Origin of the sequence: Chryseosolibacter indicum (assembly GCF_018598585.1) — a bacterium.
Taxonomy (GTDB): domain Bacteria; phylum Bacteroidota; class Bacteroidia; order Cytophagales; family Cyclobacteriaceae; genus Chryseosolibacter; species Chryseosolibacter indicus.
Genome location: NZ_JAHESD010000004.1, coordinates 102810 through 115230 on the forward strand (window position 1 = coordinate 102810; position 12421 = coordinate 115230).

A 12421-nucleotide genomic window follows, 5' to 3' on the forward strand; every position below is an offset into this window, starting at 1 on the left:
TTAATTTAGAGACAATGCATCAGGAAATTGTCACCTTTTTTCCTGTGCGCATAGCCTCGTAAATTGCCTGTATGATTTTAACATCCTGTTTTCCCATTTCACCTGGAACAGTTGATGGTTTGTTTTCCTTTATTGCTTGTGCGAACGCATCCATCTGCAAGGCTTGTTGGTTTACTTCCGGAAAATCCATCTTACCATTTGAAGTTTCTCCCTTTATACCTTTATAAGGATAGGCAGGAGATAGTTCGGCCCAACCGTTTTCACCTTCAAGGCGAAGTTTGTTCATTTCGTTGGTGTAGGCAGTTTTACATTCTGCTATAATACCTCCCGGCATTTCCATGGTCCAGCTTAGCGAATCTTCTATATCTTTAAATCGATCTTTGTCTTTTTTAGGACCTTCTTTAGCAGTAACAGCTATCGGTTCCATTCCTGTTGTATAACGCACGCCTTGTATGGCATAGATTCCGACATCCATAAGAGAGCCACCGCCCGCGAGTGCTTTGTTTAATCGCCAGCCTTCTGTATCACTCATGCCATTTTCTGCAATTACCTTTTTAATGTTGCCGAATACTTTTTCAGTTCCAAAGCGAGTCATCTCCCGATTGTAGGGTTCGAAACGTAAGCGGTAACCGATAGAAAGCATCTTACCGGCTTCCTTGCATGCAGCTATCATTTCGTCACATTCCTGTACGGTAACAGCCATTGGTTTTTCGCATATAACATGCTTGCCCGCTTTCGCTGCTCTTACAACAAATTCTTTGTGCATGGCGTTAGGAAGCACAACATAGATGATGTCGATATCAGGGTTATCTTTTATCTGATCGAAATTCTCGTAGTTGTAAATATTCTTCTCCGGAATATTATACTTCGTTTTCCATTCATCTGCTTTATCAGGAGAACCTGTAACGATTCCGGAAAGGTAACAGTGCTGTGTTTCCTGAAGCGCAGGAGCAAGTTGTCCTTTGCTGTAGTTACCAAGTCCTACCAACGCAATACCTAGTTTCTTTGATGCCTGTTGTTCTGATACATTCTGTTCGCTTTTCTCTTCCTTCTCCTGTTTACTCTGGCAAGAAGTAAGCGAAGAAAATGAATACACTGAGAAAGCAGCAACACTATAGCGATAAGAATGTTCGATGAAAGTTCTTCTTGATAACTGAAAGGATTTTTTCATAGGGAATTGCGTTTCTCAATAAATGTTAAAAATTATACCTATACATTTATTATTGGATTACGTTAGTGAGCATTGGAAGTGCTGCGAAAACGTTAATGCAATGCTGGTAACATTTAACTCGAAATATTTCCTTTTGTCGTACGATGTGTTTTAAGTTTTACAAAAGGCATAATTATTGGAATGTGAAGGAGGATTATCTAAAATGAAAAGAGTTCTGATTAGTTTACTCATTATCAGCGTGGTGTTTTTTTACCAATGCACAATGGGTGAAAAAGAAAACGTAAATAATGTAAGTGAAGAGGAACACGCAATGGTTGACGACCACATTGCAGCGTTTATTATTCAGGCTGCTGATACCCGAATGATGGGCATAGAACAAGGTAAGCTGGCTAAAGAGCGTGGTACTACCGAAGAAATCCGCGCTTATGGCGAAAAGATCATACAGGATCAGTCAAAGGTACTTGAAGAGCTTAAAGAACTTGCTGAAAAGAAAAAGGTAAGGCTTCCTAAAGCTTTAAGCAATAGAAGAACACATGGGTTATATGAGTTAAGAAGTGAGAATGGAAGATTCTTCGATAAGAAGTTTGTTCGTATGATAACGCTTGATCACAAACATGATCTCCGTCAGTTCAGCAGAGCGAAAAAGTTTAGTGATCCCGAGGTTCGTGATTTTGTTGTAAACAATCTTCCTGTAATTGAATCACATCTTGAAGATATCGAGCAGATTGTTCAGACAGAAAAAAGCTCTGGTAGTCTTTCCGTGAGCAGGAATGATGAAGAATAAATGAATGCATCTCGTATAAACCCTTGCAGGTCCAGCAGTGATTTGATCAGTTACCACTAAGCTAGGTAATTGGCATTAAGTTACATTGAGGTTAGGGTAGGACCTACAAACGCACGTTGTTTCTAACTTGCAGAAGGGTACGCTACCCCTTTCAAGACGACTAAGAATTGTTACCAGCAGTGCGCCGCCGGTTAATTCAGACAATAAAAGTAGCTGTTCGAAACACCCAATTTCTCCTTCGCAACATGCCGGCATGTTTTTGTTCCTCAAATAAGGAAATGTTACAGTATGAAAGAGGACTTGGAAATAGTGTTGATTGAGGATAATGAAGACGACGCTGAACGTTTAATTAAATTCCTTCGAAGTCACGTAAATAATAAGATAAGATATATTCAGGATGGGGCAGAGGCGGTTAAGTTTTTACTTTTTGAATCTGACGGTGCTCCTAAGCTTATTCTTTTGGATTTAGTACTGCCATCTGTTGATGGGTTTGAAGTCTTTGATATAATCCGATCGGAACCAAAGGAAAGGGAACTATCCGTAATCTTTCTAGTCTCATCGCTTCGTTCCAAAGAGTACGTGGAATCACTGGGAGTAAAGCCCGATGGTTATCTTATAAAACCTAAACTTGAAGAAGGACTTCCTTTTCGCCTTTAGTGTTTTACTTATTACTTCTTTTCAACAGCAGGGGTTTCGCTAAGGCGAGCCATGTAATGAGAAAGATGATTTGAATGATGCCGTCGCCCAAATAGATGTCAGAGATTACATCATTGAGTGCGTAATAGAAATCAATGCTGATAAAAGCAGCAGAGGTAAGGCTTCCGAGTATAAAAACTGGTCTCTGATCTGTATCTATAAATAAAAAAGATAGCATGGTGAGCGCTACAGGAATAAGAAGTGCGCCCACGGTTTTTATAAGCCAAATGTCTGTTTTGTAACCCGTAGCCAACATGAAGCTATGAATATCAACCAATGGCCATATTGCTGTTAACAACGTATAACATCCTTGTATCCAAAGTAAAGTTCTGAAGATGTTCATGCTTGCAATTCGTTACTTTTCTTATTAGCCGTTAAAATGACTCCTTTTGACTGGTTATCAATTGGTGTATCGGTTGTATGAAAGTGTTCAGGGCTTTGTAGTGAGTAAATTGGTAGTGAATTAAGAAGCATGCTCGATGTCATCCTTAGGGAACGTTAATGTAAATGTGGTTCCCACGTTTTCCTTACTCTCAAAGTCTACTTGGCCATTCATGAGCTGAACAAGTTTCTTTACAATGTATAATCCCATACCTATTGATTTTTCGCCCATGAGACCCGGTCTGCTGGCAGGAGTGTTCTTTTGAAAAAGTGCCGATTTCATTGAATCAGGTATTCCAATGCCAGAGTCTTTAAAGGCAATGATTACAGTTTTTGGTGATTCTGTTATTGCTATCTCAATGGTAGACTTTGTTGGTGAAAACTTAACAGCGTTTGAAATAAGATTGTTAGCAACCTGTAAGAACTTAACATCATCCGCCTGTATGGTGATATCTTTTTGCTTAGTATTGATCTTAAAACTATAATCAGGATATGATTTTCTTATACGTTCAATTATGATTTCCAGCTTTTCAATAACGTTGAATGGATTTGCCTTTACGCTGATATGTTCCGATACCAGGTGCTCTTCTTCAAGGAAGTCGTTGACAATATCTATACAATGATTAGTATTTTCTTTTATTAGTTCAAGCTGAGCCTGAATATCTGATACTTTTGAAATTCTGTTGCGTTCTATAGACTCTATAATATTCCTGGATAGATGCAAAGGGCCAGCAAGATTATGTGTTACCATATCAAGTAGAGAATTCTTTTTTGCCCCATAATTAATAACATACTCTTCCCGCTCTTTAAGTTCCGTAACGTCTTTAATGATACCAACTACGTATTCATTGTTGTATTTATAGGCGTTTAATTGCAAATACCTGAATGTACCATCATGCTGCTTGATTCTAAATAGTACATCTTCCACTTTATTTAACCTGGAGAATAAGCTGTACTCGGCCTGCAGATGTTCCAAATCTTCGCTTAAAATATGATTAATAAAAAAGGCAGGTTGGGAGCTAAAAGATGTGTGACTGATATCGAAAATCTTCAATAGCGAAGAATTTGTGTAATCGAGTGTATTTTTTTTTACGTTATATAGAAAGTACCCATCCTTCGCTAACGCTCCGATTGCGCTTATTACTTCTGGTATAGATGATTTTGTCACTGGCATTAATTGATTAGGTATAGCCAGATAAACTTAGGTTATTTTTTAATCAATCCTCTTAGGGAAGCATAAGTAATAAGCTCAACAGTGTTTTTTACTTTCGCTTTCTGAACCAGGTTTTTTCGATGCGACTCTACTGTTTTTTCGGTGATAAAAAGCTTTTTAGCGATCTCTCTTGAAGAGGCGCCACTCGCGAGAAGTGCCAACACTTCTTTTTCCCTCTTTGAAAAAAACTCTTCAGTACTTTCAAGCGTATCTTCTAAACCTGCCAGAAACTGATTAAGGTTCTTCAGTTTTTTTGATGTCTCCTGGCAAATGTATTTCTTTCCCGAATGTACAATTTTAATCGCGTGGATCAACTCAGCATAGCCAGCTTTCTTAGATACAAAGCCAAGCGCACCAGCCTTGAATATTGTCGCTACACGATCAGCATCATCATATACAGAATGTGCAATCACTTTAATTGAAGGAGCAATTTTCTGAAGCCGCTTACAGATTTCAAATCCGTCAATAGTTTGCAGGTGCTCCATAGAATCAAGATAGATGTCGAGAAGCAGTACATCTATATCAACAGTGTTAACTATTTTTAGGAACTGCTCTCCCTGGTGTGCTTCTCCTACCAGGTTCATGTCTTTGTCTTGTGAGAGGAGAAATCTAATACCATCTCTCATGATGGTGTAATCTTCGAGGTGAAAAACCTTTATTCTTGAAGGCATAGGTCTATGAAGGCAGCAAATGTATACGGAGCCTCCATTACAGACAATATTATCGATAAAAAAGTGCTAAAAATCCGGGATTTCCCGGATAGCTAATTGATAAGCCCCTAACTACATTTGTTACTGACTAAGATAAAAAGCCTACCTGAAGGCTTGCCGCTTATACCTGGAGGTTTCTTTGCCTGATACTAAAAAAATAAACAACTACAAAAATCAAAGCGTCTTATACATTGATGATGATGAAGACGATCTGTCTTTATTTAAGATGGCTCTGGATGCTTTAGATAATCGTATTCCGTATTTCGCAGTAGATTCAGCAGCAGAGGCTTTAAATCTTTTAAGTGAGGGAGAAATATCGCCTGACCTCATCCTTCTTGATCTAAATATGCCAGGACTTACAGGATTTGATTTCCTTTCAATCATCAAAGCGCATAGCGGACTCAGTTATATCCCCATTATAGTTCTCTCTACCTCTGTAAATGAAAAGGACATGTTGCGGGCAAAGGAGCTTGGCGCTAAAGCATTCTTTACAAAGCCAAGTACTTTTAACGAGCTTTGTAACATACTGACTCAGGTATTCAAAGATGAATACCTTATCGCAGAATAAACCGCTAGTCTTTCTCTTTCGTCTTACAAAAGAAATCTTCCTGTTTTAGGCAGGTTAAAGCAGATTAATCAGCATATCCGGGAAAATTCCCAGTACCACTGTTACTATAAGGCAGATAACAAGGAGAATCTGATTAAGTACCGGAACTGCAATTGATTCAGTTTTATCTGATGACTTCAAATACATTGCTATAATTACACGGAAATAGTAATAGATGCCTATTAATGACGTAACAATTGCTAGTAAGACAAGTCCTACATGCCCTGCCTGGAAGGCTACGGTAAAAATGTAATACTTGGCAAAGAAGCCAGCAAGGGGAGGAATACCCGCTAATGATAATAACGAAACTGCCATGGTAAAAGCGAGAAAAGGATTACGTTTGGCCAAGCCGTTGAAGGAATCAACAATAGCATAGTCGCCTTCACCAGCTACATTGTGTAGTACAGCAAATGCACTAATAGAAGCGACAGCATAAGCTAGCACATAATAAAACATGGCTCCTGATGAGATATCAGTTAATGAGACCAATGTAATTAACATATAACCGGCATGCGCAACACTTGAATAAGCAAGAATTCTCTTAACGCTATGTTGATAAACAGCGGTAACGTTGCTAACAACCAATGTAAGAACCGTGATGACAATAAGTACGTCAGTCCACTGAGGGGAAACAGGGCTGAAGCAAGTAGTAAATAAACGGAAGAAAGCAGCAAATGCAGCTATCTTTACGATAGTTGACATAAACGCTGTAACAACAGTAGGAGAGCCCTCATAAACATCCGGTGCCCAAAAATGAAAAGGAACTGCTGAGATTTTAAACAACAGACCAACCATCATTAGAAGAACGCCAGCATATAGTAAGGCGCTTGTTTCAGACTCCGGACTTAAAATCTTTTGCGCTATCTGACTCAAATCAAATGAGGCTGTAACGCCATAAATCAGCGCGATACCAAACAACAGGAATCCAGTAGCGAATGAACCCATTAAAAAGTATTTGAAGGAAGCTTCGTTTGAAAGGAGATCCTTCATTTTACTTCCCGCTAGAATGTACAAGGCAACTGAAAGTATTTCAATGCCCAGGAATAACATAGCAAGGTTGCTATAAGAAACCATAAATACGGCACCTACCAACGCAAAAATCACCAATGCGAAATGATCAGTAACATGGGTGTTATTATGGAAATAGTCACTGGACATCATAAACCATAACAAAGCAATGACAGAGATGCCGGTGCTGAAAGCGACAGCATAATTGTCAAAGGTAAGCATGTTGCTATAGTAGGAATGACCAGTATTCCAATCGAGGATAAGTAGTACAGCAGAAGCAATTAATCCAAGAACAACAATCGGAAATAGTGCTCTTCTGAAATTGAATATTTCAGCTATCAATGAAAAAATTCCTAATCCTGAAAGAACAAATACAGCGTTCATAATTTCTATAATTAAGCGCACATCCTGTGCAATACTTTTTATCTTATAAACCTCATCTTATACTTTTAGGTTAGATAGATGAGATAGTTTTAGTGCTTATCGTTTATCCGTGGCTTACTCCTTGCCTAAATTACCTGCTCATTAAATCAATAACCCAAATCTCTTATTGGCCTTTTAAAGCTTGGTAACTGCTGATTATCGTGTACAGGTTATCGACCGCAGCTTCTGAGATCTTTAAAAGAGGGGCAGGATAAACTCCGATAAAAATAATAATGGCTACAATAGGGAATAAAACTAGTTTCTCTGTTGTACCTAAATCTATAAAACCTCTGGTGTTTGAATTTGTTTCTCCCAGCATGGTCTGCTGGAAGCTTCTAAGCATGTACACGGCTCCGAGAATCATTGTCAAGCCTGCTACAGCGCCGATAATGTAGTTGTATTGAAATACAGAGTTAATCAACAGGAATTCGCCGACAAACCCACTGGTCAACGGCAATGAAACATTACCAAGCATGATGATAACAAATACAGTTGTAAAAACAGGAGCGATATTCCTGATTCCTCCTAGGTTTGATATTTCCTGGGTAGCTGTTCTGGAAATAATGATATCAATAACATAGAATAACCCTACAATAATGAATCCGTGACTCACCATTTGAATGATTGCACCCTGCATACCAAGCTTATTCATCGTAAACAACCCTGCTGCTATTAGACCAACGTGCGCAATAGAAGAGTAAGCGATAAGCCTTTTCAGATCTTTCTGTACAATTGCTAAGCAGGATGCATATACAATTCCGATAACTGAGATTATTAGAGCAACATTGCCGTATATAGCAACACCCCCCGGTACTACAGGGATAAGCCAGCGTATAACGCCATAAATGCCCATCTTTAACATGATACCAGAAAGCAGCATAGTGCCTTGCGTAGGCGCCGTATTGTAAGTATCTGGTTGCCATGTATGGAAAGGAAACACTGGCATTTTTACTGCGAAAGCAATAAAGATGGCCCAGAATATTATCCGTTGATCAAATTCAGAAAGGCTTTGTCCCGCAGCATAAAGTGCCTTGATATCAAAGCTATGACTTCCAGGAGTTTGATAGTACAGATAAATGAATCCCAGAAGCATTACTAAACTTCCTGCAAGTGTGTAGATAAAGAACTTTAATGTAACAGCACCTCTGTTAATTCCTCCCCAGCGCAGGCAGATGAAATAAATGGGTATCAATGCCATTTCCCAGAATATGTAAAACAGGAAGCCGTCAAGTGCGACGAAAACACCTACAAGGGCCATCTCCATAAACAGGATTAGACTGTAAAAGGAGTTAGCTTTTTCGTAGTTATGGTTGAAAGAAGATAATACAATGAAAGGGGTAAGTACTGTGGTGAGCAGTACGAGTAATAAGCTGATACCGTCAATCGCTACATGAAAGTTAATACCCAAAGAAGCTATCCAAGGAGTATTTATTTCGAATTGAGCTTCTGCAGTAGGTTGAAATTGAAAGGCTACGTAAATAGAAAGAACAAGCTCAATTAAGGAAGCAGTTAAAGCCCAACCCTTTGCCTGATTGGAATTAAGTGCTAACACAATGAGGGCCGCAACAAAAGGCCAGAAGATCAATACAGCAGTCAACATGTTTATCTGTTTTTCTTTGTGTTTCATTTACAGATGCACACAAAAGGGCATCTGTTTACTACACACGAAGTATTTTAAATTAAACTCTTTACAACAAGAATGATAATGATGCTAATAACCATTGTGAATATGTAAAAACCAGTATTACCAGTTTGTACAATACGAATGGTCTTTCCGCCCCACGTTACAATTCGTCCTGCGCCATTCACGATACCATCGATAAATAATCTTTCTATAACAGCATCCATTGCCTTGGATAAAGCATTGAGCGGTTTAGTGATTAAAGCCGCATAGAGTTCATCTATATAATATTTGTTATAAACTAGTTTCTGTATTCCATCAATTGACTCATCATTCGCTGGTACTTGTTTTCCTCGTACATACATTACATAAGCTACAACAATCATAACGAGAGTCAATCCGATAACTAATCCCATAAGCATCAATTCTGTAGCATGTTCCAGGTGATGTGGCTGAGCTATTGCAGTTGATTTTTCAAATACAGGAGCGAGGAAGTTATTTAACGCATGATGTCCTCCAAGTACTTCAGGAATACCAACAAAACCACCGATGATTGAAAGTATACCAAGAACTATCAAAGGAATTGTCATGCTCTTTGGGGATTCGTGAATGTGGTGTTGTACTTCATGCGATGCTCTTGTGTCTCCTGAGAAAGTCAGGAAGAAAAGACGGAACATATAGAAGGCAGTGAGTAAAGAAGCAACTAATGCAATTCCGTATACAAATGGGTTATGAGCAAAGGCATTTGCAAGTATTTCATCTTTTGAGAAAAATCCTGCAAAAGGAGGTATACCAGAAATCGCAAGCGTTCCAATAAGAAAAGTAGCGAAGGTAACAGGAAGATATTTTCTTAAACCTCCCATTTTACGAATATCTTGTTCGCCGCTCATTCCATGAATTACACTACCTGCACCTAAGAACAACAATGCCTTAAAGAAAGCATGTGTCATCATGTGAAAGATACCTGTTGTGTAAGCACCTAGACCTAACGCAACAAACATTAACCCCAATTGGCTAACGGTGGAATAGGCGAGTACTTTTTTAATATCGTTTTGAGTAATAGCAATGGTGGCAGCAAATAAAGCAGTAGCCAAACCGATAATGGTTACAATATCAAGTGCAAGCGGTGATAGAGAATAAAGAACGTTATTTCTGGCAATCATATAAATACCAGCAGTAACCATGGTTGCTGCGTGAATCAACGCAGAGACAGGCGTAGGACCTGCCATCGCATCCGGAAGCCAGGTATATAAAGGTATCTGAGCGCTTTTACCAACCGCACCAACGAAAAGAAGGACAGTAATCCAGGTAATTATTTCTGAGCCAGTAGTAAAACTTCCTGCAGTAGCAAATACATCAGCATAGGCAACACTTCCGAAATGAACAAAGATTAGGATGACGCCAAGGATTAACCCAAGGTCTCCAATGCGGTTCATTATAAAAGCTTTTTTAGCAGCGTTATTGTACTCCGTGTTTTTGAACCAGAACCCTATCAATAGATAGGAGCATAAACCTACGCCTTCCCAGCCAACGAACATCAGAAGATAGTTTGCTCCCATTACAAGGAGTAGCATGAAGAAGATAAAGAGGTTCAGGTACGCAAAAAATCTGTTGAACCCTGCATCCTCGTGCATATACCCTGTAGAGTAGAGGTGAATTAGGAAACCAACTCCTGTGATGATTAGCATCATCAGCCCACTCAAAGGGTCAACAAGGAATGAGAAAGAAACAGAAAGTTTACCTGTAGTAATCCAGTCAAAAGCTGTAAGTGTTAGTGCATGCTGACCCTCTTCCAATTGGAGAAATACAAGAATTGAAAGAATGAATGAAATGAGCACAGAGGCACAGGCTATTACTGACACCAATCCTTTAGATAAATATCTGTTGAATAAACCAATGATCAGAAAACCAAGAAGGGGAGAAAGCGGAATTAAACCTATCAAGTTGTCCATTACCATTTCAGTTTATTCAATACTTTAATATCAGTAGAGCGGGTGTTATTATAAATCACGATCAGGATGGCAAGCCCAACAGCAACTTCTGCCGCAGCCACTGCCATAATAAAGAATACGAAGACTTGCCCTGCGCCATCACCATGATGCGCGGAAAATGCTACAAGTAACAGGTTTACTGCATTGAGCATTAATTCAATGCACATGAATATGATGATGATATTTCTTCTGTAGAGAACACCAAGCACCCCGATTACAAAAAGTGCTGTGCTAAGCCAGATATAATAATTTAACGGCACGCCTTGTATGGCCGCACTAACAGCATTATTCATTGGTAAGCTCTTTTACTTTAATATTATTAGTTGCCGAATCGGCGAATTTCCCATTTCTGTTTTTAGCAATTTGCTGTGCTCTACGCATATGATTTTTTCCGAGCATTACTGCACCTACCATCGCTGTTAATAAAAGCAGAGACACAATTTCAAAAGGCAAAAGAAACTCATTGAATAACAGGTTTCCTAAGTTCTTTACAAGACCGATCTTGCTATTGCTGCCTAGCTCGATAACACCTGTTTCAACTCCTCGTAAGGCGCCAATAATTACAACCATTAGTAATCCTGATGAAATTACTGCAGCAAATTTGAGTATGTTACTTTTCTGAGACTCCGTCTCCTGATTCAAGTTAAGAAGCATAATCACATAGAGAAAAAGTACCATAATTGCTCCGGCGTAAACAATGATGTGAACTGCAGCCAGGAATTGTGCGTTAAGCAGTAGATAGTGGCACGCTACACAAAAGAACGTGATTACAAGGTACAATACACTGTAAATCGGGTTCCTCGAAAACACAACCATCAGTGCACTCAGCACAGCCAGGAAGGAGAGGAAGTAAAATGCGTATAAAGTCACGATACTTAAGTTGTTTAGTATTACGTTTTGTGCCGCAAATATGGCACTTCGGACTTAAAGTCCCTTATTTATCTAATTCATTTTTCTTACACTTCAAAGCTCATCTGGCTTTTGAAGGGGCATTGATCATTAGTCACTGGTCATCGGATTCACTTTGACTAGTTCACTTCTCTTGCAACTCAAATTCATCAAATCTTATCAGAGTCACTCGTCATCAGTCAACGGTCATTAGTCATTAGTAATGTACTCTCGACTATCTACTATTGACAATTGACTTTTTTAAGCACGAAACTTAAAAAAGAACAATTATCATGATCACAGGCGCCAGAAAATGAACTGGCAACTGCTCTTTGCCTACTGCCTACTATTTATTATGACTAAACTCTTTGTGTTTCTTGAATTCAAGAACAGCAGGAGTTTGCCTTTTTGTTACATCAATTCTTTTATCAACAGGCTCTACCAGTTTATCTTTTCCATAGATAAAGCCATCTCTGCCGTAATCTGTAGAGACAAGTCTGTCTGTTAAGAAAATCGCTTCTTTAGGACAAGCTTCTTCACAAAGTCCGCAGAAGATGCAGCGAAGCATGTTAATTTCATAGGTAACTGCGTATTTCTCTTCCCTGTATAGATGTTCTTCACCTTTCTTACGTTCGCCGGAAGTCATGGTAATTGCTTCTGCAGGGCAGGATACAGCACAAAGTCCGCACGCCGTACAGCGCTCCGCACCTTTTTCATCACGCTTTAATACGTGATGTCCGCGCCAGATAGCACTAAACTCTCTTTTCTTTTCCGGATATTTTATAGTTGTCTTTCTCTTGAAAAAGTGACGAAGGGTAATCATTACACCACCGAGAATCGCTGGGAGGTACATACGCTCCGCCAGCGTCATCTCTTTCTTTACAACAACTTTTGATCTTCCCGATAAGGATTGCATAGCAAATCTCCT

Annotated in this window: 13 protein-coding genes; 3 read left to right on the forward strand and 10 right to left on the reverse strand. The window is 39.2% G+C overall.

What is annotated here, in order from left to right; genetic code table 11:
- Positions 1-19 precede the first annotated feature (19 nt).
- Entirely contained in the window at positions 20-1171 is a 1152-nt protein-coding gene (locus KK060_RS03085) for a Gfo/Idh/MocA family protein (RefSeq protein WP_254152047.1), read from the reverse strand.
- A 262-nt stretch (positions 1172-1433) separates the two neighbouring features.
- Here KK060_RS03085 and KK060_RS03090 point away from each other — a divergent pair, with 262 nt between their 5' ends.
- Both KK060_RS03090 and KK060_RS03095 read left to right on the forward strand, forming a co-directional pair.
- On the forward strand, positions 1434-1955 hold the full coding sequence (locus tag KK060_RS03090; protein ID WP_254152049.1) for a DUF4142 domain-containing protein: 522 nt from the start codon (positions 1434-1436) through the stop codon (positions 1953-1955).
- A 288-nt stretch (positions 1956-2243) separates the two neighbouring features.
- On the forward strand, positions 2244-2612 hold the full coding sequence (locus KK060_RS03095; protein WP_254152050.1) for a response regulator: 369 nt from the start codon (positions 2244-2246) through the stop codon (positions 2610-2612).
- A gap of 4 nt (positions 2613-2616) precedes the next feature.
- Here KK060_RS03095 and KK060_RS03100 read toward each other — a convergent pair whose 3' ends face one another.
- The 3 genes from KK060_RS03100 to KK060_RS03110 form a co-directional block, all read right to left on the reverse strand.
- Positions 2617-2994 (reverse strand): hypothetical protein, encoded by a 378-nt coding sequence (locus KK060_RS03100; RefSeq protein WP_254152052.1) that lies wholly within the window; start codon positions 2992-2994, stop codon positions 2617-2619.
- 120 nt (positions 2995-3114) lie between these two features.
- On the reverse strand, positions 3115-4206 hold the full coding sequence (locus tag KK060_RS03105) for a PAS domain-containing sensor histidine kinase (protein ID WP_254152054.1): 1092 nt from the start codon (positions 4204-4206) through the stop codon (positions 3115-3117).
- A 32-nt stretch (positions 4207-4238) separates the two neighbouring features.
- Positions 4239-4916 (reverse strand): LuxR C-terminal-related transcriptional regulator, encoded by a 678-nt coding sequence (locus KK060_RS03110; protein ID WP_254152056.1) that lies wholly within the window; start codon positions 4914-4916, stop codon positions 4239-4241.
- Between the two features lie 178 nt (positions 4917-5094).
- On the opposite strand from KK060_RS03110, the gene KK060_RS03115 reads away from it, so the two are divergent.
- The gene (locus tag KK060_RS03115) at positions 5095-5523 is read left to right on the forward strand and encodes a response regulator (RefSeq protein WP_254152058.1); all 429 of its coding nucleotides are present in this window, start codon (positions 5095-5097) and stop codon (positions 5521-5523) included.
- 54 nt (positions 5524-5577) lie between these two features.
- On the opposite strand, the gene KK060_RS03120 is transcribed toward KK060_RS03115, so the two are convergent.
- The 6 genes from KK060_RS03120 to KK060_RS03145 form a co-directional block, all read right to left on the reverse strand.
- The gene (locus KK060_RS03120; protein ID WP_254152059.1) at positions 5578-6954 is read right to left on the reverse strand and encodes an NADH-quinone oxidoreductase subunit N; all 1377 of its coding nucleotides are present in this window, start codon (positions 6952-6954) and stop codon (positions 5578-5580) included.
- 163 nt (positions 6955-7117) lie between these two features.
- Positions 7118-8593 carry a complex I subunit 4 family protein gene (locus KK060_RS03125; protein WP_254152061.1) on the reverse strand — a complete coding sequence of 492 codons (1476 nt, stop codon included), beginning with the start codon at positions 8591-8593 and terminating at the stop codon, positions 7118-7120.
- Positions 8594-8667: 74 nt separating this feature from the next.
- Positions 8668-10572, reverse strand: coding sequence for an NADH-quinone oxidoreductase subunit L (gene nuoL / locus KK060_RS03130; protein WP_254152062.1), 1905 nt, complete (start codon positions 10570-10572; stop codon positions 8668-8670).
- Complete coding sequence (gene nuoK / locus KK060_RS03135; RefSeq protein WP_254152064.1) at positions 10566-10898, reverse strand: NADH-quinone oxidoreductase subunit NuoK; 333 nt, start codon at positions 10896-10898, stop codon at positions 10566-10568. The genes nuoL and nuoK overlap by 7 nt, the downstream gene beginning before the upstream one ends.
- The gene (locus KK060_RS03140) at positions 10891-11421 is read right to left on the reverse strand and encodes an NADH-quinone oxidoreductase subunit J family protein (RefSeq protein ID WP_254152174.1); all 531 of its coding nucleotides are present in this window, start codon (positions 11419-11421) and stop codon (positions 10891-10893) included. The genes nuoK and KK060_RS03140 overlap by 8 nt, the downstream gene beginning before the upstream one ends.
- A gap of 418 nt (positions 11422-11839) precedes the next feature.
- Complete coding sequence (locus KK060_RS03145; protein ID WP_254152066.1) at positions 11840-12409, reverse strand: NuoI/complex I 23 kDa subunit family protein; 570 nt, start codon at positions 12407-12409, stop codon at positions 11840-11842.
- Between the last annotated feature and the right edge of the window lie 12 nt (positions 12410-12421).